General features: G+C 63.4%; 15 protein-coding genes. 2 read left to right on the top strand and 13 right to left on the bottom strand.

The annotated features are described in order from the left end of the window. Nucleotides 1-3: 3 nt before the first annotated feature. From nqrF to QD280_RS00045, 7 genes are all read right to left on the bottom strand, one after another. Nucleotides 4-1,236, bottom strand: a complete 1,233-nt coding sequence (gene nqrF, locus QD280_RS00075) for an NADH:ubiquinone reductase (Na(+)-transporting) subunit F (protein ID WP_043331915.1) — start codon at nucleotides 1,234-1,236, stop codon at nucleotides 4-6. A 25-nt stretch (nucleotides 1,237-1,261) separates the two neighbouring features. Beyond that, entirely contained in the window at nucleotides 1,262-1,882 is a 621-nt protein-coding gene (gene nqrE / locus QD280_RS00070) for an NADH:ubiquinone reductase (Na(+)-transporting) subunit E (protein WP_043331916.1), read from the bottom strand. Between the two features lies 1 nt (nucleotide 1,883). Next, nucleotides 1,884-2,552 carry an NADH:ubiquinone reductase (Na(+)-transporting) subunit D gene (locus tag QD280_RS00065; protein WP_043331917.1) on the bottom strand — a complete coding sequence of 223 codons (669 nt, stop codon included), beginning with the start codon at nucleotides 2,550-2,552 and terminating at the stop codon, nucleotides 1,884-1,886. Nucleotides 2,553-2,554: 2 nt separating this feature from the next. Further along, the gene (locus QD280_RS00060; protein WP_043331918.1) at nucleotides 2,555-3,337 is read right to left on the bottom strand and encodes a Na(+)-translocating NADH-quinone reductase subunit C; all 783 of its coding nucleotides are present in this window, start codon (nucleotides 3,335-3,337) and stop codon (nucleotides 2,555-2,557) included. Between the two features lies 1 nt (nucleotide 3,338). Continuing rightward, a complete protein-coding gene (locus QD280_RS00055) occupies nucleotides 3,339-4,571 on the bottom strand; it encodes an NADH:ubiquinone reductase (Na(+)-transporting) subunit B (RefSeq protein WP_043331920.1) in 1,233 nt (410 codons plus the stop codon). Beyond that, a complete protein-coding gene (locus tag QD280_RS00050; protein ID WP_054555019.1) occupies nucleotides 4,571-5,920 on the bottom strand; it encodes a Na(+)-translocating NADH-quinone reductase subunit A in 1,350 nt (449 codons plus the stop codon). The genes QD280_RS00055 and QD280_RS00050 overlap by 1 nt, the downstream gene beginning before the upstream one ends. A gap of 341 nt (nucleotides 5,921-6,261) precedes the next feature. After that, nucleotides 6,262-7,710, bottom strand: coding sequence for a glyceraldehyde-3-phosphate dehydrogenase (locus QD280_RS00045; RefSeq protein WP_279837908.1), 1,449 nt, complete (start codon nucleotides 7,708-7,710; stop codon nucleotides 6,262-6,264). 555 nt (nucleotides 7,711-8,265) lie between these two features. Here QD280_RS00045 and mfd point away from each other — a divergent pair. Beyond that, nucleotides 8,266-11,793, top strand: a complete 3,528-nt coding sequence (mfd, locus tag QD280_RS00040; RefSeq protein WP_279837905.1) for a transcription-repair coupling factor — start codon at nucleotides 8,266-8,268, stop codon at nucleotides 11,791-11,793. Between the two features lie 224 nt (nucleotides 11,794-12,017). On the opposite strand, the gene QD280_RS00035 is transcribed toward mfd, so the two are convergent. From QD280_RS00035 to QD280_RS00010, 6 genes are all read right to left on the bottom strand, one after another. Beyond that, nucleotides 12,018-12,755 carry an S-methyl-5'-thioinosine phosphorylase gene (locus tag QD280_RS00035; RefSeq protein ID WP_192838413.1) on the bottom strand — a complete coding sequence of 246 codons (738 nt, stop codon included), beginning with the start codon at nucleotides 12,753-12,755 and terminating at the stop codon, nucleotides 12,018-12,020. 222 nt (nucleotides 12,756-12,977) lie between these two features. Beyond that, nucleotides 12,978-13,559: a hypoxanthine-guanine phosphoribosyltransferase gene (locus QD280_RS00030; protein WP_043331927.1), complete on the bottom strand. Its 582-nt coding sequence runs from the start codon at nucleotides 13,557-13,559 to the stop codon at nucleotides 12,978-12,980. Then, on the bottom strand, nucleotides 13,540-14,886 hold the full coding sequence (locus QD280_RS00025) for a mechanosensitive ion channel family protein (protein ID WP_279837903.1): 1,347 nt from the start codon (nucleotides 14,884-14,886) through the stop codon (nucleotides 13,540-13,542). The genes QD280_RS00030 and QD280_RS00025 overlap by 20 nt, the downstream gene beginning before the upstream one ends. 48 nt (nucleotides 14,887-14,934) lie before the next feature. Further along, on the bottom strand, nucleotides 14,935-16,080 hold the full coding sequence (gene nagZ / locus QD280_RS00020; protein WP_248379324.1) for a beta-N-acetylhexosaminidase: 1,146 nt from the start codon (nucleotides 16,078-16,080) through the stop codon (nucleotides 14,935-14,937). A gap of 259 nt (nucleotides 16,081-16,339) precedes the next feature. Then, nucleotides 16,340-16,882, bottom strand: a complete 543-nt coding sequence (locus QD280_RS00015; protein ID WP_192838411.1) for a L,D-transpeptidase — start codon at nucleotides 16,880-16,882, stop codon at nucleotides 16,340-16,342. Then, entirely contained in the window at nucleotides 16,882-17,559 is a 678-nt protein-coding gene (locus tag QD280_RS00010; protein ID WP_043331928.1) for a TetR/AcrR family transcriptional regulator, read from the bottom strand. The genes QD280_RS00015 and QD280_RS00010 overlap by 1 nt, the downstream gene beginning before the upstream one ends. Nucleotides 17,560-18,125: 566 nt before the next feature. Between QD280_RS00010 and lexA the strand changes: the two genes are divergently transcribed. Beyond that, complete coding sequence (gene lexA, locus QD280_RS00005) at nucleotides 18,126-18,755, top strand: transcriptional repressor LexA (RefSeq protein WP_166019261.1); 630 nt, start codon at nucleotides 18,126-18,128, stop codon at nucleotides 18,753-18,755. Nucleotides 18,756-18,851 lie beyond the last annotated feature (96 nt).

Here is an 18,851-nt window from a genome sequence, read left to right as displayed (position 1 = left end):
CGATCAACCACCGAAGTCATCGAGCAGGATGTTCTCCGGCTCTACACCCATGTCGGTGAGCATCTTGACGACGGCGGCGTTCATCATGGGCGGCCCGCACATGTAGTACTCGCAATCCTCAGGCGCCGGATGGTCCTTGAGGTAGTTTTCGTACAGGACATTGTGGATGAAGCCCGTCGGGCCTTCCCAGTTGTCCTCAGGCTGCGGATCGGACAGCGCCAGGTGCCATTCGAAGTTCTCGTTCTCTTCGGCCAGCTTGTCGTATTCCTCGTTGTAGAACGACTCACGCATGGAGCGTGCACCGTACCAGAACGACATCTTGCGCTTGGAATTCAGACGCTTGAGCTGATCGAAGATATGGCTGCGCATCGGCGCCATGCCGGCACCACCACCGATGAAGACCATCTCGGCGTCGGTGTCCTTGGCGAAGAACTCACCGAACGGCCCCATCACGGTCACCTTGTCACCCGGCTTCAGCGAGAAGACGTAGGTGGACATCAGACCCGGCGGATGCTGGGAATTCGGCGGCGGAGTGGCGATACGGATGTTGAACTTCAGGATGCCGTACTCTTCCGGATAGTTCGCCATGGAGTAAGCGCGGATGACCGGCTCTTCGTTCTTGTGCTGAACGTTGAACAGACCGAACTTCTCCCAGTCACCACGATACTCTTCTTCGATGTCGAAGTCGGAGAACTTGATGTCGTAGGCCGGCGCTTCCAGCTGCACGTAACCACCGGCGCGGAAGTTGACTTCCTCGCCTTCCGGCAGCTGCAGGTTCAGCTCCTTGATGAAGGTCGCGACGTTCGGGTTGGCGGTGACGGTGGTTTCCCACTTCTTCACGCCGAAGATCTCTTCCGGCACTTCGATCTTCATGTCCTGCTTGACCGGGACCTGGCACGACAGGCGCCAGCCTTCCTTCTTCTCACCCATGGTGAAGTGGGATTCTTCGGTCGGCAGGATGGAACCGCCGCCTTCCGAGATCCGGCACTTGCACTGGGCACAGGAGCCACCGCCACCACAGGCGGAGGACAGGAAGATGCCGTTGGCGGCCAGGGTCTGCAGCAGCTTGCCGCCGGCCTGGGTCGTCAGGGTGTTGGCGGGGTCGTTGTTGATCTCGATCTGGACGTCACCACTCGAGACCAGCTTGCTGCGTGCCGCGAGAATCACGAGCACCAGGCCGATAACGACCACGGTGAACATGACGACGCCGAGCACGATGATGGAGGTATCTACCATTTCGATTTCCTTATGCTCGGTTGCGTTACAGCTGGACGCCGGAGAAGGACATGAAGCCCAGCGACATCAGGCCAACGGTGATGAAGGTGATGCCCAGACCCTGCAGGCCAGCCGGCACGTCAGAGTACTTGAGCTTCTCGCGGATACCGGCCAGTGCAGCGATGGCCAGTGCCCAACCGAAGCCGGCACCCACGCCATAGATGACGGACTCACCGAAGGTGTAGTCACGCTGCACCATGAACAGGGCCGCACCGAGGATGGCGCAGTTGACCGTGATCAGCGGCAGGAACACGCCCAGCGCGTTGTAGAGCGCCGGCACGAACTTGTCGAGGAACATCTCGAGGATCTGGACGATCGCCGCGATGACGCCGATGTAGGACAGATACCCCAGGAAGGACAGGTCGATGCTTTCCGCACCTTCCAGACCCGTCCAGGTCAGTGCGCCTTCACGCAGCAGGTAGTTCAGGATCAGGTTGTTGACCGGGACGGTCACCGCCAGCACGACGATGACGGCCACGCCCAGACCGATCGCGGACTGGATCTTCTTGGACACCGCCAGGAAGGTACACATGCCCAGGAAGAAGGCCAGTGCCATGTTCTCGACGAACACGGCCTTGATGAACAGGCTCAGATAGTGTTCGAACATGTTACACAGCCTCCTTGATCTTGGTGTTGGCGGTAATCTTGTACTCCGCCTTCTCGACCTGCTCCGGGTAGATGCTGCGCAGCACCCAGATGAACAGACCGATGACGAAGAACGCGGACGGCGGCAGCAGCATCAGGCCGTTCGGGATGTACCAGCCACCGTCGTTGACGGTCTGCAGGATGGTCACGCCGAACAGGGAGCCGGAACCGAACAGCTCACGCACGAAGCCGACCACCAGCAGGATCACGGTGTAACCGAGACCGTTGCCGATACCGTCGATGAAGCTCATCGTCGGGCCATTCTGCATGGCGTAGGCTTCAGCGCGACCCATCACGATGCAGTTGGTGATGATCAGACCGACGAAGACCGACAGCTGCTTGGACGTCTCGAAGGCGAAGGCCTTCAGCGACTGGTCGACCACGATGACCAGCGAGGCAATGATCGTCATCTGCACGATGATGCGGATGGACGACGGGATGTGATTGCGGATCAACGAGATGAACATGCTGGAGAACGCTGTCACCAGGCACACCGCGATACCCATGATCAGGGCGGTGTTCATCGAGTTGGTCACCGCCAGCGCGGAGCAGATACCGAGGATCTGCAGCGCGATGGGGTTGTTCTTGAAGATCGGCGTCGTCAGGACACCTTTAGGAGTTTCGGCTGCCATCATTACGCTCCTTTGACGTCACGGAACTGGGTCAGGTACTTGGCGAAGCCATTCTCACCCATCCAGAACTGCAACAGGTTGGTCACGCCGTTGCTGGTCAGGGTAGCCCCTGACAGCGCATCGACCTGGTACTTGGCATCCGGAGAAGACGGATTCACGCCGCCCTTCTTCAGGTGCACTTCCGGGTCCATGCTGCCTTCGGGATAGATCTTCTTGCCATCCCACTGGGCCTTCCACTTCGGGTTGTCGACTTCGCCGCCAAGCCCCGGAGTTTCGCCCTGCTGGTAGAAGGAGAGACCGACCACGGTGTTGCCGTCACCCTTCAGTGCCAGGTAGCCGTACATCATTGACCACAGGCCGTTGCCGCGCACCGGGACGATGATCTCGTCCGGCTGCTCGACATCGCCGACCAGATAGACCACGGAGTACTGCTCACGACGCTTGATGCCCGGCAGGTCTTCGTCGCCAGACAGGGTGCGTGAGGTGGCCGGGTCCTTGGACATCTTGGCCTGGTCGTACTTCTCCGGGTCGATGTCGTCGACGTATTCACCGGAATCCAGGTCCACCACCTTGGCGGTGACCTTGTCACGGAACTGCTGACCGATGTCCTCACCCGGCTGCAGCAGCTCGGCGACCGCGAGGATGTTGCTCTTGCGGTCCAGCTCGGCATTGGTCATCTGCATCGGACGCAGCACGACCGCTGCGGTGGAAACCACCACCGAGCAGACGATGCATAGCCCGAGCGCGACGCCGAGGGTTTTCTTGATGGAGTTGTTGCTGGCCATGTCAGACGGTCTCCTCGTTCGCGATGCCGGCAGTCTCGCGCTTGACGCGGCGCTTGATGTTGGCCTGCACGACGAAGTGGTCGATCAGCGGAGCGAACAGGTTGGCGAACAGGATCGCCAGCATGATGCCCTCCGGGAAGGCCGGGTTGGCGACACGGATCAGCACGGTCATCACGCCGATCAGTGCACCGAATACCAGCTTGCCCTTGTTGGTCATGGACGCGGAGACCGGATCGGTGGCCATGAAGACCATGCCGAAGGCGAAGCCGCCGATGACCATGTGCCAGTACCACGGCATCTCGAACATGGCATTGGTGTCGCTGCCGATGGCATTGAACAGCGCCGAGGTCGCGATCATGCCCAGCAGGACGCCCAGCATGATTCGCCACGAGGCGATACGCGTCCACAGCAGCACTGCGGCACCGAGGAAGATCGCCAGTGTGGAGACCTCACCCACCGAACCCGGAATGAAGCCGAGGAAGGCGTCGGTCCAGCTCATCTGCTGCATCAGGGCACCCATGCCGTCCTGCGCGGCAGTGGAGAGCGCGGTCGCACCGGTGAAGCCGTCTGCCGGCACCCATACCGCGTCGCCGGAAATGCTGGCCGGGTAGGCGAAGTACAGGAAGGCACGGCCGGAGAGTGCCGGGTTGAGGAAGTTCTTGCCGGTACCGCCGAAGACTTCCTTGCCGATCACCACACCGAAGGTGATACCGAGCGCGACCTGCCACAGCGGAATGGTCGCCGGCAGTGTCAGGGCGAACAGCACCGAAGTGACGAAGAAGCCTTCGTTGACCTCGTGGCCGCGACGCATCGCGAACAGCACTTCCCAGAACCCGCCGACCGCGAAGGTCACCAGATAGATAGGCAGGAAGTAGGTGGCCCCCAGAATGAAGTTGGCCCACACGCTGCCGGCATCGTGGCTACCCGCCAGCAGCATGACGATGGCTTCACGCCAGCCGCCCAGTGCGCTGTAACCGCCAGCGATGGCCTCGTTGGCCTGCAGACCGGCGTTGTACATGCCAAAGAACATGGCCGGGAAGGTACACATCCAGACCGTGATCATGATGCGCTTCAGGTCGATGCCATCACGCACGTGGGTGGTGCTGCGCGTGACGCTCGCCGGCGCATAGAAAATGGTGTCCACGGCTTCGTAGAGCGCGTAGAACTTCTCGTACTTGCCACCTTTGTGGAAGTGCGGCTCCAGGTTATCCAGAGTCTGTCGAATGCCCATCATCAGACCTCTTTCTCGATCGTGGTGAGGTTGTCACGCAGGATGGGACCGTACTCGTACTTGCCCGGGCACACGTAGGTGCACAGCGCGAGGTCCTCTTCATCAAGCTCCAGGCAGCCAAGCTGCATGCCGGTCTCGATATCACCCACGATCAGCGAACGCAGCAGCTGCGTCGGCAGAATGTCCAGCGGCATGACCGCCTCGTACGCGCCCACCGGCACCATGGCACGCTCGGAGCCGTTGGTGGAGGTGTTCGGGCGGTAGTCGGTCAGACCGGTCAGCTTCGACAGGTAGATACCCAGCACCGAGTGACGCTTGGCGCCCATCGACAGCCAGCCCATGAAGGCACGCTTGTTGCCTTCCTCGAGCAGGCTCACCTGATTGTGGTAGCGGCTGACGAAACGCAGCGCCCCTTCACAGGTCAGGCCGGAGAACACCGAACCGGAGATGACACGCGTGTCTTCCGGCTGCTCGACTTCGCCCTTGAGCAGCTCTTCGGTGCTGGCGCCCAGACGGGTGCGCAGCAGACGCGGCTTGGTGGCACGCGGGCCACCAACGGCGATGACACGCGTGGTGTCCAGGCGACCTTCCGCCAGCAGCGTACCGATGGCGACCACATCCTGATAACCGACATGCCAGACCTGACGCTGCAGGCTGACCGGTGCGAGGTGATGGATGTGCGTGCCCGGCAGACCCGCCGGGTGCGGGCCCTTGAAGGACTCGCTGACCACACCGGAGACGTCGCCACCCGGGATATCAGCACCCGGCGCCTGACACAGGAACACCTTGCCTTCGGTCAGACGCGTCAGTGCGACAAGCCCCTGACGGAAAGCGGCTTCCTGGCCCTTGAGCACCACGGCCGGATCCGCGGACAGCGGATGGGTATCGATGGCGGTGACGAAGATGGCTGCCGGCTTGGCATCCAGCGCCGGCACACGCGAGAACGGGCGGGTACGCAGCGCCGTCCACAGGCCGGACTCGACCAGCTGGTCGACCACGACCTGACGTTCGAGACCTGCAATGGCGGCATCGCCATGTGCAGTGAATTCCACAGCTTCGCCCTGCGCGTCGATCTCGATGACCACGGACAGAAGCTTGCGCTTCTCGCCACGATTGATCTCGACCACAGTACCGGCAGCAGGCGCGGTGTAACGGACGCCCGGGGTCTTCTTGTCAGTGAACAGGAGTTGCCCCTGCTTCACCTTGTCCCCTTCACGGACTTCCATCGTCGGCTTCATGCCGACGTAGTCAACACCCAGGATCGCTACGCGACGAACGGGCTGCGCATCCTCGATACGCTGCTCCGGCGCCCCGGCGATGGGGAGATCCAGGCCACGTTTGACTTCGATCATAGACTCGCCCAATTGTCGGATCTGATGTTGTTCAGGAAAGATCACCCATCGTAGATACGCCTCGAGGCCGACAATTGACCAGGCAACCTCGCGATTTTCGCGTATCAGGCAATGTGAATGCTTTTCTTATCAGACGGTTGGAGGTGTAGCCCAGAGATTGGACCGGCCCAAAAAAATCCGGCTCATTATAAAGATGCGAGGCCGGAAAGACCATACGACACTAAAGTGGTGCACACGCCGAAAACGCCAACGCCCCCGCCATCATTGAGGGCGGGGGCGTTGTAACAGCAGGTATTTATTTCAATTTTTCGCAACTCACGCCACAGACGCGGCGCATTGACTCAGCGCGTCGGGAAGTAGCTGAAACGCACGTTGGACATGTGCTGCAGAATACGCACCACCTGACAGCTGTAACCGAACTCGTTGTCGTACCACACGTACACGACGGCCTGCTTGTCGGTGACGATGGTCGCCTGGCCATCGACGATGCCGGAATGACGATTGCCGACGAAGTCCGAGGACACCACTTCACAGGAATCGACGTAGTCGATCTGCTTCTGCAGTGAGGAGTGCAGCGAGGCGGTGCGCAGGAAGTCGTTCATGCGCTCGGCGTCGCTTGCGGTGTTCAGCGTCAGGTTGAGGATCGCCATCGAGACATTGGGCGTCGGCACGCGGATCGCGTTGCCGGTCAGCTTGCCGGAAAGCTCCGGCAGCGCCTTGGCGACGGCCTTGGCGGCGCCGGTCTCGGTCAACACCATGTTGAGGGCCGCGGCACGGCCACGACGGTCACCACTGTGGAAGTTGTCGATCAGGTTCTGGTCGTTGGTGTAGGAGTGCACCGTCTCGACGTGACCCTGGCTGACACCGTACTCGTCGTGCAGCACCTTCAGTACCGGCACGATGGCGTTGGTGGTACAGGAAGCCGCGGAGATGATGCGGTCATCATCGCTGATGTCGGTGTGGTTGACGCCGTAGACGATGTTCTTCAGATCGCCCTTGCCCGGTGCCGTCAGCAGCACCTTGGCCACGCCTTTGCACTCCAGGTGCTGACCCAGGCCCGCTTCGTCACGCCACTTGCCGGTGTTGTCGACCACGATGGCGTTGTCGATGCCGTGCGCGGTGTAATCGATCTCGGTGGGCGAATTGGCGTAGATGATCTTGATGTAGTTGCCGTTGACGATCAGCGCCGAGTTTTCTTCATCGACGGTGATGCTGCCCTCGAAGGGACCGTGCACCGAGTCGCGACGCAGCAGGCTGGCACGCTTTTCCAGATCATCCTTGCTGCCACGCACCACGATGGCGCGCAGACGCAGCAGGTTACCGCCGCCAGCCTTCTCGATCATGATGCGCGCCAACAGGCGACCGATACGCCCGAAGCCATACAGGACGACGTCCTTCGGGTCGCCGCCCATGCCGCCTTCGACGTAGCCACCGACGATGTCGGCCAGCTCACGCTTGAGGAAGGCGGTGATGTCCGTCTCGTCAGAGCGCTTGAAGGTGACCGCCAGCTTGCCGATGTCGACATGGGCCGGGCCCAGGTTGAGCTCGATCATCGCGCGCACCAGCGGGAAGGTGTCTTCCACTGACAGCTCGACGCCTTCGGCCTTGCGCACCCAACGGTGGTTCTTGAGGATGCGCACCATCGAGCGATTGATCAGCGAACGCCCGTAGATGGAGGGCACGACGTTGAAGCGGCGGTAGAGATCTCCCAACAGCGGGATCATCTGCTCCGCGAGGGCTTCATTGTCCTGCCACTGCTTGAAACAGGCTTCGAGATTCTCTTGGCTCACGGGTGCATCCTCTCACGTGCGGGCAAATAATGATGGTCGTCACCGAGCGCTTGGCGACGCCGGACAAGGCCAGCTGAGTATGCGTAACGCGGCTATGCACCACAATGAAAGGATGGTCGCACGCAGGGTAGTAGTGCTACAGAATCAACGATTTGACTACAAAAGCGTTTCCCCCATCCCACGCTCGGCCATCTGTGTCCACGGTGCTGAAAAGCGCATCACTTGCCCCCATATAGCGACTGACTTGCTATGATCAAGCGCGACTCCTTTCATGGCGGCGACTGACGTTGCAGCCCCTTGCGCTGCGACAGCTTGCGTTGAAGCGCGCCTGCCTTGTCGCTCTCCGGAGTATGCCGCGCGCTTTTGAGCGTGCCGTGCACCCGAGAGACTGCCTTGCGCCCATGAGTCGCTCAGCGTCATCTGCATGCGTGGGCCGCTCACCGTGAGCGACTGACCCAGCACCTTATTCACTCGGGCCCTGCCCGTGACGTCATCCCGTGCCGTGAACGCCGCAAGGCGTTGCGCCCAAGCCCAGGACACAAGACACCAGAGCCCATGTTCGAGACTCCGCTGACGCCCCCGTTGCCGCGCTCGCGCCGCGAAACCACCTTCTGGATGCTCAATGACCCCAGCGCCGCGGCGCTGGCGCTGGCGCGCCTGGCCGATGCCGATGAAGCGCCGCTGATGGTCATCACGCCGGACACCGCCAGCGCCCAGCGCCTGGAAGCCGACCTGCGCTTCTATACGCGCCATCCCGAGCGCCTGCTGCCCTTCCCCGATTGGGAAACGCTGCCCTACGACAGCTTCTCGCCGCACCAGGACATCGTCTCGGAGCGTCTGCGCACCCTGCGCACCCTGCAGACCAGCCGCCGCGCCATCGTGCCGGTGCCGGTCAACACCCTGATGCAGCGCCTCGCACCGGTGGATTACATCGCAGGCCAGGTCTTCAGTCTCGCCAAGGGCGACATCCTCAATCGCGAAGACTTCCGCTCACGCCTGTCGCGGGCCGGTTACCGCGCGGTGGAGACGGTCTACGAGCCGGGCGAATACGCCCTGCGCGGCGCATTGATCGACCTGTTCCCCATGGGCAGCGAGCAGCCGCTGCGCATCGACCTGTTCGATGACGAGATCGACACCCTGCGTGCCTTCGACCCTGACACCCAGCGCAGTGGTGACAAGGTCGAGGCGATCGAGATTCTGCCCGCACATGAATACCCGCTGACGCGTGGCGCCATCGCCTGTTTCCGCGAGGGCTTCGAGACGCTGTTCGATGTCGACCCGCGCCAGTGCATTCTCTACAACGACGCCATCAAGGGCATTCCCTCGCCGGGGCTCGAGCAGTACCTGCCGCTGTTCTTCGACGAGACCGCGACGCTCTTTGATCACATGGGCGACGAGCTGCGCATTGCCATGCTGCCCGGCGTGCGCGAGGCGGCCGAGAGCCACTGGGACGCCATCACCACCCGCTATGCCAATCTGGGCGTCGACCCGACACGCCCGCTGCTGCCACCACACCGCGCCTTCGTGCCGGTCAATGAGCTGCTGGGCCTGATCAAACAGCATGAGCGCATCGAGCTGGTACGTGAGCCCAATGCCCACGCCATCGAGTTCGGCCACCAGACCCTGCCGAGCCTGGCCATCGATGCGCGCAGCGCCGACCCGACCCAGGCCCTGGCCAGCTTCCTCAAGCAGCGCCTGAACGGCGAGCATGCCCAGCGCGTGCTTTTCGTCGCCGAGACCCAGGGCCGCCGCGAAGTCGTCGAGGAGCAGCTCACCCCGCTGCTGCGCGGCTTCGGGCTGCGCAGTCTGGATGACTTCGCAAGCTTCGAGCACTTCGTGGTTAGCCCAGCCGCCGTCGGCCTGACCGTCGGTGGCCTGACGCATGGCACCTGGGTGGCCAGCGCGCAGGCAGAAGATGCCCTGTCCAGCGATGACACCGACAGCCACAAGGGGCTGGTGGTCATCACCGAGACCGAGCTCTACGGCGAAGTGGTACGTCAGAGCCGCCGCCAGGCGCGCGCCACCGATGACAACGAGCTGGCCGTGCGCCACCTCTCGGAGCTGCGTGAAGGCGCGCCGGTGGTGCACCACACCCACGGCGTCGGCCGCTATCTGGGGCTGGAGACCATCAACGCCGGGGGTCAGGAGGCCGAGTTCCTCGCGCTCGAATACGCCGATGGCGCCAAGCTCTACGTACCGGTGGACAGCCTGCACCTGATCTCGCGCTATTCCGGGGCCAGTGACGAGCTGGCGCCGCTGCACAAGCTGGGCTCCGAGCAGTGGGAGAAGGCCAAGCGCAAGGCGGCCGAGAAGATCCGCGATACCGCCGCCGAGCTCTTGGACGTCTATGCACGCCGCGAGGCGCGTGTCGGCCATGCCTGCGACTTCCCCGCCGAGGACTACGCACGCTTCGCGGCCAGCTTCCCCTTCGAGGAAACGCCGGACCAGGCGCAGACCATCGGCGCGGTGATCCAGGACATGTGCGCGCCCCAGCCGATGGACCGCGTGGTATGTGGCGATGTCGGCTTCGGCAAGACGGAAGTCGCGATGCGCGCCGCCTTCCTCGCCGTCAATTCCGGCCGTCAGGTGGTGGTGCTGGTGCCCACCACCCTGCTCGCCCAGCAGCACTACGACAACTTCCGCGATCGCTTCGCCGACACCGCGGTGGAGATCGCCCTGCTGTCGCGCTTCACCAGCGGCAAGGGCCAGGAAGCCTCGCTCGAGCGCATCAGGAACGGTCAGGCCGATATCGTGATCGGCACTCACAAGCTGCTCTCCAAATCGCTGGAGCTGCCCAACATGGGACTGCTGATCATCGATGAGGAGCACCGCTTCGGCGTCTCCCAGAAGGAGCGTCTCAAGAGCCTGCGCGCCGAGGTCGACATCCTGACCCTGACTGCCACGCCGATTCCGCGCACGCTGAACATGGCGATGAGCGGCATCCGCGACCTGTCCATCATCGCCACGCCGCCGGCGCGCCGCCTGTCGGTGAAGACCTTCGTCCAGCAGCGCAACGACGGCGTGGTCAAGGAAGCCATCCTGCGCGAGCTGCTGCGCGGCGGGCAGGTCTACGTGCTGCACAATGAGGTCAAGACCATCGAGGAGAGCGCCGCGCGCATCGCGGAGCTGGTGCCGGAGGCCAATGTCGGTGTCGCCCACGGCCAGCTGCCGGAGCGCAGCCTGGAGCGACGCATGTCGGACTTCTATCACAAGCGCTTCAACGTGCTGGTGTGCTCGACCATCATCGAGACCGGCATCGACATCCCGAGCGCCAACACCATCATCATCGAGCGCGCCGACAAGTTCGGCCTGGCCCAGCTGCACCAGCTGCGTGGCCGCGTCGGGCGCTCGCATCACCAGGCCTACGCCTACCTGCTGACCCCGCACCCCAAGGCAATGACCCGCGATGCGGTCAAGCGCCTGGAAGCGATCAGCGAATCCCAGGACCTCGGTGCCGGCTTCACGCTGGCCTCCCATGACATGGAGATCCGCGGCGCGGGTGAGCTGTTGGGTGACGAGCAGTCCGGCCAGATGGAAACCATCGGCTACTCGCTGTACATGGAGATGCTGGATCGCGCCGTGAAGGCCATCAAGGCGGGCAAGACGCCCAATATCGAGTCACCGCTGGATGAAGGCGTCGAGGTCAGCCTCAATCTGCCGGCACTGATTCCGGCCGATTATCTGCATGATGTCCAGCAGCGCCTGATGATGTACAAGCGCATCAGCAACGCCGAGAACGCAAGCGACCTGCGCGAACTGCAGGTCGAGATGATCGACCGCTTCGGCCTGCTGCCGGAACCGGTCAAGACGCTGTTCCGCCAGACCCAGCTGCGCCAGCGCGCCCAGGCATTGGGCATCATCAAGCTGGAGGCCGGCGCCGGACGTGGTCGCATCATCTTCGGCGCCCAGACGCCGGTCGATCCACTGACGCTGGTCAACCTGATCCAGCGCCAGTCGGATGTCTACAAGCTGGAAGGCGCCGACACGCTGCGCTTCGCCACTGATATGGATGACGCCGAGGCGCGCTTCAGCTTCTGCGAGACCTTGCTGGACCTGCTCAACGCCAAGACCAAGGCGGCCTGACGCGCCCTGCACTGCCAGGCGCCTGGGCTCGAACTTGGGCATGAACTTGAGCGTGAGCGTGAGCGGAACATGAAAACGGCCTGCATCGCGGATGCAGGCCGTTTTTTCGTGCGGGCATACCCTCTACACGCTCTACACGCTCTACGCCCTCTACACGCCCTCCCTACACCACCGCCTACCTACAACCACCGCCTGCACCATCTCTCCTCCTGAGATCAGGCAGCTCAGGCACGGCGTGCCAACAGCGTCGCCAGCAAGCGCTGCACCCTGGGCATGCCGGCCTCGATCACGGATTCCGTGCCTGCGCGGGTCGGCTCCTCTTCGCCGACGCCCGCGGCATGGCTGATCACCAGGCACAGGCTGGCGTATTCCATCTCGAGCTCACGGGCCAGCACGGCCTCGGGCATGCCCGTCATGCCGACCAGCGTATTGCCATCACGCGCCATCAGGCGGATCTCGGCGGCAGTCTCCAGCCGCGGCCCCTGCACCACGCCCAGCACCCCACCGGCCGTGAGGGGCAACCCCGCCTCGGCGGCCGCCGCATGCAGCTCCTCACGCCAGACCCGATGATACGGCCAGGCGAACGACACATGCTGGAACGGCTTGAAACGCCCATCGAAGAACGAACCCTCGCGGCCGGTGGTGTAATCGATCAGCTGGTCCGGCACCACCAGCGTGCCCGGGGCCAGCGTCGGGTCGATGCCGGACACGCAGTTGACTCCCACCACATGGGTCGCGCCCGCCTGCTTGAGCGCCCACAGGTTGGCGCGATAGTTGATGCGATGCGGCGGCACCTTGTGCGGTTGACCATGACGGGCCAGAAACAGCAGCGACTGCCCATTCAAGCGCCCCTCCACGACACCACAGGAGGCCGCCCCCAGGGGCGTTTCCTGCCCGCCGCGCCTGAGCACTTCCATGCCTGACCAACTGCCGAACCCCGTTCCACCGATCACCGCTAGCATCGCCCGCCTCCTTGCCACCCATGTGCAGGAATCTCTCGGGACCGGGCACTCCGATCCTCAGCGAACGCTACTCCGAGCCGACCGACGACAACAAGCACAATCGTCACGCTCTGCGCCAGGAGAACAGAAAAGGCCCCGAAAACGACACCACCCGCCGCGGTTGCCCGGGCGGGTGGTGAACGAGTGTCATATCGCGGGATGGCGGCTGCCATCCAGCAAATCTTACAGGCCCTTGGGCGCGTAGATGCCCGGCGCGTTACGCCAGTAGCCCTTGTAGTCCATGCCGAAGCCGAACAGGAAGCGGTCTTCGACGTCGAGACCACAGAAATCGGCCTTGAAGCCCGGGTAGGCCTTGCGGTCATGCTTCTTGTCGACCAGCACACAGCTGGACACGCTGCGCGCGCCGGCTTCACGGCAGTACTCGAGGATCGCGGCCAGGGTGCCACCCTCATCGAGGATGTCATCGACGATCACCACGTCGCGACCGGCCATCGGCAGCTCCGGGTTGACGCGCCAGAACAGCTCGCCGCCGCGCATCGCGCCACGGTAGCGAGTGGCGTGCAGATAATCGACTTCCAGCGGAAAGTCGAGGCGGGTCAACAGCTGGCCAGCGGTGATCAGGCCGCCGTTCATCACGCAATAGAAGATCGGCATGCGATCGCCGAGGCGTTCCGTCAGCTCAACGGCCATGCGGTCGAGTGCCACTTCAAGGTCAGCTTGCGGGATCAGGCAATCGGCATTGTCCATCACCTCACGCATTTCGTCATGCAGGGCGGTGAGGGTCTCAGGCGTCGGAGTCAGCATCGGGAGTTTCCTGGGTGTCACTGGCCTCATCTCCACGCCGGACGGGCGCAGAGGAGGATGTAGCAGCGGCGGTTGAATCAGAACGGCGGCGGGACCCGCGCGTCTGCGTGTCTGATGACGCCGCGGCATTCTCAGCCTCGGCGTCGTGTTCATGGTGGCGTCCTTCGAAGGACAGTACATCGGCAAAATGCAGACGCTGGCCAGGCAGCGCCACCTGAGCATCATGCTCACGGATGATGTCGTGCACCTTGAGCAGGACATCCTGCTTGATCGCGTGGTACTTCACCCAGTCGGTGGTGCGCGTGAAGACATAGACGAAGAAGTTCAGCGAATGCTCACCGTAGGTGGTGAAGTTCACGATCTGGGTGCGCGTCTGGTCGATCTCGTCATGGCCTTCCAGCATCTCGCGTACCGCGGCAACGATGGGGCCGACCTGGGCGGCATCCTCATAGCGCAGCCCCACGGTCTCGAAGATACGGCGATTGTACATGCGCGACGGATTCTCCACCGAGATGCTGGTGAAGATGGCGTTCGGCACGTAGAGGGGCCGCATGTCGAAGGTGCGGATGCGCGTCAGGCGCCAACCGATATCCTCGACGGTGCCCTCGATCTCGCGGTCCGGTGAGCGGATCCAGTCGCCGACCTTGAAGGGCCGGTCGAGATGGATCATCAGGGCGCCGAAGAAGTTGGCCAGCAGATCCCGCGCCGCAAAGCCGACCGCGATACCGCCGACACCCCCGAAGGCCAGCACCCCGGACAGCGAGACGCCGAGATTCTGCAGGATGGCCAGCCCCACCAGCACGACCACGACCGCCCGCAACAGCTTGCTGATCGCCGAGGCCGTGGTGGCATCCATCGCGTTGACGTTGGTGCCGGGCGGCGGCATGGTGCGCAGCGCCTCGAAGCGCTTGACCATGCGAATCAACGCCCAGGCCAGCGCCAGCAGGGTCACGATCTGGCGCGCCGTGCCCAGGTACTTCTCGGCCCCGCCGAGGCTGAACTGGCCGGTGATGATGCCGAGCGCCAGCAACACCCCCATGCTGTAGAGCCAGAATGACAAGGGATGACGCAGGCCATGCACCAGGGCGTCATCCCACAGGTTGCGGCTCTTCTCGGCATGCGTCGCCAGGCGGGTGAGCACCACCCGCTCGATGAGGTGCAGCAACAGCACCGCCAGCAGCAGCAGAGCGAGATTGATGCCCCACAGCGGCAGACCAAAGGTCTGCTCGACCCAGTGGCGCAGCGGCTCGACCCATTGATTGATCATCTCTTCGGCAGGCGCTGCCAGCTTGTCGGCAGCAGCCTCGGTGGCGGATTGCTCAGCCATGGGAATTCCTTGCCAGTCTTCGACTCGAAAAAGGCACCGCGTGCCTGATTATTGCGCGCTACCGGACTCAGAGGCCGACCGTGCGTCAGACGCGTCAGCGGCGCCTAGCGTGCCCGAGGGCATGGCAGCCTGCTGTGATGCCTGACTGGCCGCCATCGATTCGAGCCGCGCGTGGGTGCGCCGCCAGCGAGCCAGCCCCACCAGGCCATCCAGCGTCGGGCGAGCTCGCGCATAGCGCAGCCGCGCCTGGCGCTTGCCACGGTGGCGCTGCTCATCGTCATCGAGGCTGTCGAGCACTTCGCGCGCGGCGGCCGGGTCATTGCAGACCAGCGCCATGTCGCAGCCGGCGTCCAGCGCCAGGCGCGCACGCTCTGCCGGGCCGCCTTCCGCGACGGCCGCCGCCATGCCGAGGTCATCGGAGAAGATGGCGCCCTTGAAGCCGAACTCTTCGCGCAGCAGACCCAACCAGCTGGGCGAGAAGCCCGCGGGACGAGCATCGAAATCCGGATAGATCACATGCGCCGGCATCACGCCGCCCAGACGCTCGGCGAGGGCCGCGAAGGGCTTGAGGTCATGCTCGCGCAGCTCGCGGAATGGCCGCGGGTCGACCACGCGCTCCAGATGGGTATCTGCCGAGATGCCACCATGCCCCGGGTAATGCTTGCCGACGGCGGACATGCCCGCCTCCTGCAGCCCGTCGATGAAGGCGCCGCCCACCGCGATGACGTCTTCCGGCGTGGCGCCGAAGCTGCGATCGCCAATGATGGTCGAGCCCGCCACATCGATATCCAGTACCGGCGCAAAGGTGATATCACAGCCGATGGCTGCCATTTCCATGCCCAGCAGCCAGCCGGCATCGCGTGCCAGACCCAGGCCTGCGGCCTGGGCGTCTTCGCCGCAGCCATCACAGTCACGCCCGAGACAGCACTGTGCCAGGCTGCGCATCGATGGCAGGCGTGTCACGCCCTCGCGCAGACGCTGGACGCGCCCGCCTTCCTGATCGATGGCGATCAGCAGGTGCGGATTGACGCTGCGAATCTCGCGGCTCAGCTCCAGCACCTGCTCGGGAGAGGCGCAATTGCGCGCAAACAGGATGACGCCCCCGACGGCAGGGCGTGCCAGCAGTTCACGTTCGTCGCGGGCGAGGGTCAGCCCCGCAACATCGACCATTACGGAGCCCAGTGGCTGTGTCATGTCATCCTTCCTGTCCATGGCCTGCGGCAGTGATGTCCCGTGAAGAGAGGAATCACGACCGCCAGGACTTCATGTCTTTTACGGGGCTCGGCAGCCTGGAAGAAACGTGATGAATCAGGCTGCCAGCGCGAGGAAAGGCGCAATTCTAGCCGACTGAACCCCTATCGAACAGTCGCGGCCAGCTGCGCCCCGGCAAGGGGCTGTCACGTAGATTCCGGTGACAGCTCATGGAGGGTATCAGACTCGGACACCAACGCCTTCAGGCATGCAGCAGCACCGGAGTGCCGGGCACAGCCTCGGCAAAGAGTCGCAGCAGGTCGTCATCACGCAAGCGAATGCAGCCGTGGGACGCCGCTACCCCCATGGGCTCCGTGCTGGGCGTGCCATGAAAATAGATGTAGCGACGCAGGCTATCGACCCGCTCGCCGCGGGCATTGCGACCACGATTGACGCCGAGCTCGCGGCCGCTGAGCCACAGAATGCGCGTCAGGATCCAGTCTCGCTCAGGATGCTCCAAGGCAAGCTCGGGCGTGAACACCTCGCCCGTGAAGCGCCGGCCGCGATAGACGGCGCCACGCGGATTGCCCGCCCCGATGGCGGCACGAATCACATGCCAGCCGGTTGGCGTGCAACCGCTGCCGTCGAGCTCGCCGATACCGTTGAGGCCGCTGGAGATCGCGCAGGCGTGCACCAGCGCATCAGAGCTGGCCGCGGGGGGCGGCGCATCACGACTGCCACTCGGCGCGTCATTGCGTATCTCAAGGCTCTGGCGCGAGAGGTCCACCGCTACCCAGCAGGCCATCAGCTGGCCGCCTGGGTGACCGCCTCACCATCCCCGAGCGAGGCAGGCAGCGGCGCTGCCATCGCCGCAACCACCACCGGCCGCATGTGCTGGATCAGCTCACGCACCGTGGTGTGATGGCCGTACTCGGCCTCCTCGATATCGCGCAGCGCATCCAGGCCCGAGAAGGTGAAGATCACGCTGCCGAGCATGAAGTGCAGGCGCCAGAAGCGCTCGTTGTCGGGCAGATCAGGCGTCGCCAGCTTCAGAAGCTCGGCGAAGCGGCTGAAGACCGTGCCGTAATGCTCGCGGATATAGCGCCGCATGTGGCCCTGACCCTGGGTATAGGCAAGCCCGAGCAGGCGCATGAAGGTACGCAGGCTGTTGCGCTCGGCCGGCACCTCCAGCACGGTACGCGCCATCACCTCCAGCAGGACCTCCAGCGGCACCTGTCGCCCGGCGTATTGCTGCTCGACGCTGTCGAGGGCCGCGTGGAAACGCTCACTGAAAGGGTCGAGATAGCGTGCGAAGACCGCCTGGATCAGCGATTTCTTGGAGCCGAAGTGGTAGTTCACCGCCGCCAGATTGACCTTGGCCTTGCTGGTGATGTTGCGCAGTGAGGTCTCGGCGAAGCCGCGCTCGGCGAACAGCACCTCGGCAGTATCGAGGATGCGGGTAACGGTATCGGTCTGGGCCATGGGCGGAACCCTTGTCAGGTAGAAAAGGACTGGAGTCGTAGGTCACGGCGCAAGCCCCGCGCGGCGACTCTCTCATGAGGTGGTGCAGGTTCACCGCAAGGCGCGTTCGATCATGACACCCGTGAGCACTACCATCGGCGAACATTCGTTTGAAACACTTTGATTCTAGCGCGCCATGCCATGACTGACAATTCTCTCGCGTTTCAAACGCCAGAGGCTTAGCCAAGCCTGATATTCCCTCAGCGCTGACCATCCCGATTCAAGGGCTCGTCATGCTCGGTGACTGACCACCCCGCCAGAGCCAGGCCGGGTTCATCTCCAGACATTCACTTCCAGGCATTCACCTCCAGACATTCACTTCCAGACATTCCCTTCAAGAAAGAATGCCTCGGATATCGGCACGAAAAGTCGCCAGACAGCGATATCCCGGCGACTACCTGCCCTTTGAGGCCACCACGCAAGCCACGATGCCTTGCATGACCGCCATGACTGGATACAATGACAGTTGTATGGATGCACACCCCGTGCCGTCAGCTCAAGATGCCGCCCAGGCCAAAGGCAATGCCATGACCCAGCCGCTTACTCCGCGCCAGCAGGATGTCTTCGACTTCATCATCAAGACCATCAAGTCCTCTGGCTACCCGCCGACGCGGGCCGAAATCGCCCAGGCGCTGGGCTTCCGCTCGCCGAATGCCGCCGAGGAGCATCTGCGCGCCCTCAAGCGCAAGGGCGCCATCGAGATGGTGCCTGGCACCTCACGCGGCATTCGCGTGCCGTCGCTGGCTGACGTCGACGACAGCGCCAACGATGGTCTGCCGGTGATCGGGGAAGTGGCCGCCGGCAGCCCGATTCTTGCCAGCGAGCATATCGACCGTCACTGCCCGCTGCCGAGCGACTACTTCTCGCCGGCTGCCGACTACCTGCTGCGTGTGCGCGGCGTGTCGATGAAGGATGTGGGGATTCTGGAAGGCGACCTGCTGGCCGTGCACCGTACCACCAGCGTGCGTGACGGGCAGATCGTGGTGGCACGTCTGGGGGATGAAGTCACCGTCAAGCGCTTCCGCCGTGACGGACATTACGTGTGGCTGGAAGCCGAGAACGAGGATTTCTCACCGATCAAGGTCGACCTGCGCACGGACAGCCTGGAGATCGAGGGTCTCGGGGTGGGCGTCATCCGCGATGGTGGCCTGCACTGAGGCCTTGACCAGCAGCGCTTTTCTCGCAGAGCTCTGAGCAACAGAAAAGCAGCACGCATTGCACAAAAAAACCCGCCTCGAGGCGGGGTTTTTTTT

Origin of the sequence: Cobetia sp. 1AS1 (assembly GCF_029846435.1) — a bacterium.
Taxonomy (GTDB): Bacteria; Pseudomonadota; Gammaproteobacteria; order Pseudomonadales; family Halomonadaceae; genus Cobetia; species Cobetia amphilecti.
This window is presented reverse-complemented; position numbering and strand designations above follow the sequence as displayed.

Coding starts and splice junctions, on each gene's coding strand:
- nqrF (WP_043331915.1), bottom strand. CDS start 1,236: ATGGTAGATACCTCCATCATCGTGCTCGGCGTCGTCATGTTCACCGTG.
- nqrE (WP_043331916.1), bottom strand. CDS start 1,882: ATGTTCGAACACTATCTGAGCCTGTTCATCAAGGCCGTGTTCGTCGAG.
- QD280_RS00065 (WP_043331917.1), bottom strand. CDS start 2,552: ATGGCAGCCGAAACTCCTAAAGGTGTCCTGACGACGCCGATCTTCAAG.
- QD280_RS00060 (WP_043331918.1), bottom strand. CDS start 3,337: ATGGCCAGCAACAACTCCATCAAGAAAACCCTCGGCGTCGCGCTCGGG.
- QD280_RS00055 (WP_043331920.1), bottom strand. CDS start 4,571: ATGATGGGCATTCGACAGACTCTGGATAACCTGGAGCCGCACTTCCAC.
- QD280_RS00050 (WP_054555019.1), bottom strand. CDS start 5,920: ATGATCGAAGTCAAACGTGGCCTGGATCTCCCCATCGCCGGGGCGCCG.
- mfd (WP_279837905.1), top strand. CDS start 8,266: ATGTTCGAGACTCCGCTGACGCCCCCGTTGCCGCGCTCGCGCCGCGAA.
- QD280_RS00035 (WP_192838413.1), bottom strand. CDS start 12,755: ATGCTAGCGGTGATCGGTGGAACGGGGTTCGGCAGTTGGTCAGGCATG.
- QD280_RS00030 (WP_043331927.1), bottom strand. CDS start 13,559: ATGCTGACTCCGACGCCTGAGACCCTCACCGCCCTGCATGACGAAATG.
- QD280_RS00025 (WP_279837903.1), bottom strand. CDS start 14,886: ATGGCTGAGCAATCCGCCACCGAGGCTGCTGCCGACAAGCTGGCAGCG.
- nagZ (WP_248379324.1), bottom strand. CDS start 16,080: ATGACACAGCCACTGGGCTCCGTAATGGTCGATGTTGCGGGGCTGACC.
- QD280_RS00015 (WP_192838411.1), bottom strand. CDS start 16,882: ATGGCCTGCTGGGTAGCGGTGGACCTCTCGCGCCAGAGCCTTGAGATA.
- QD280_RS00010 (WP_043331928.1), bottom strand. CDS start 17,559: ATGGCCCAGACCGATACCGTTACCCGCATCCTCGATACTGCCGAGGTG.
- lexA (WP_166019261.1), top strand. CDS start 18,126: ATGACCCAGCCGCTTACTCCGCGCCAGCAGGATGTCTTCGACTTCATC.